Annotated in this window: 2 protein-coding genes; one reads left to right on the forward strand and one right to left on the reverse strand. The window is 45.4% G+C overall.

The features are described from left to right. Window positions 1–921 (forward strand): sensor histidine kinase (locus GRP75_RS26020; protein ID WP_160790772.1); only part of this gene is annotated, 921 nt, incomplete at its 5' end. 87 nt (window positions 922–1,008) lie between these two features. On the opposite strand, the gene GRP75_RS26025 is transcribed toward GRP75_RS26020, so the two are convergent. After that, window positions 1,009–1,778, reverse strand: a 770-nt coding sequence (locus tag GRP75_RS26025; RefSeq protein WP_160790773.1) for a DUF421 domain-containing protein, incomplete at its 5' end; no start/stop codon positions are given.

Here is a 1,778-nt window from a genome sequence, read left to right on the forward strand (position 1 = left end):
CGCTTCATCCAGCCTAGAGAGCAGCACGCTTTTACCGAAATGATCGATGCTTTAAAACGTATTTCGCAAGGAGACTTTCACATTAATCTGGATTGGGACCTCGGCGGGCGGAACGGAAAACATCGGAGGCCGCATCCTTATGTACAGTTGGTGGACAGTATCAATGATATGGCTGCAAATCTGAAGGCTATGGAAAAACTGCGGGAGGAGTTTATTTCGAACGTATCCCATGAAATCGGCTCACCACTGACCTCGATAATCGGATTCGCCAAGGCGCTGAAGGATGAGAAACTGGATCGTGAGCAGCGAGACCGGTATTTGACGATCATCGAGACGGAGTGTATTCGTCTATCCAAGCTAAGCGATAATCTCATGAAGCTGGCGATTCTGGATTCGGAGCGGCATCCGTTTCGTCCGTCCCTTTATCGGCTGGACAAGCAGCTGATTTCGCTTATTCTCGCCTGCGAACCGCAATGGGAGGCTAAAAAAATCGAGATGACTGTTGAGGTGGATATAGTTGAGGTCAACGCGGACGAGGATCTGATGGGCCAGGTTTGGGTGAATCTTCTTCACAATGCCATTAAATTTACACCACAGGGTGGAAGCATATCTGTTTCTCTTTCAAGTAACGGTGATCAGGCGGTTATCTGCATTGCGGATACGGGACAGGGCATCAACGAACAGGATCAGCAGCGCATTTTTGAACGTTTTTATAAAGCAGACCAGTCACGGGCCCGAACTGCTGGAGGCAGTGGCTTGGGACTTTCCATTGCTTATAAAATAACAGAGATGCATACCGGCTCTATCTCTGTATCCAGCAAGGTGGGAGAAGGAACGGTATTTACAGTTATGCTGCCGCTGCACCAGAAAGTAATGAAAGGCAGCAGCAACTGTGAAATGTACAACGGCACAGTAATTTAAAAAGGAGCGTCTTCAAAGCCACAAACGGCTGAAGGACGCTCCTTTTTAGTTCCCATACTTATACTCTTATGGCATATGCGTATGTGCTCAGGACTTAGATGTATTTACCGGCTTCATCTCCTGTATAGCTTCTTTCAAGCTTTGTGAGCATTGCTCATATAGCTGTTTTCTTTGTTGCTCACTGGAACCAGATGCGAGTTTTTGCAACTCCGTTGTGCATTGTTCCAGCAAAGTCAGCACGGTTTGATTCGAATCCTGCACCTTGTTTAGCTGTACATTGTCACTATATTGGTCAATGTACAGTTCTCCTTGCGGATCCACCTGCGCGAAAAACACATCTTTGACTGTTAAACTCTTTTCCTTTAGCTTGGCATCCAGCCATTGTTGAGTGATCCCCATATATGCCATTTGTTGCTCCATAAGTTGTCCATCCATAATGACTGCTGTTGGTTCCTTCTCCGGTAATTGCTGCATATTCAGATCTTTAAGTGTCACAGGCTGCTTGTCTTTGGTTAACAGCACATTGACTTCGCCACTGGTTTCCATAAGAGCAAATTCCACGTCAGATACTTTGAATACATTTTTGCTTCGAAGCTGCTCCATGAGTTCATCCAGGGTGAGCCGTTCTTTTCTCAGATTATCCTCTAAAATTTTGCCGTCTTTGATCAGAATTGTTGTCCTTCCATCTGTTATATCTCTGATTTTCTTGCTTTTAATTTGCAAATATTCAATGCCAAGTGTTGTCAGTACCCATACTGACAAGGCTATGAGGCCTAGATACCAGGTGGATTCACGCTCCATAGGAATGGTAGCAGCCAGGTTACCTATCGTGATTCCTGTTATATATTCGAACAAGG

Origin of the sequence: Paenibacillus sp. OT2-17, from assembly GCF_009827695.1 — a bacterium.
In the GTDB taxonomy this organism is placed as follows: Bacteria; Bacillota; Bacilli; order Paenibacillales; family Paenibacillaceae; genus Paenibacillus; species Paenibacillus polymyxa_B.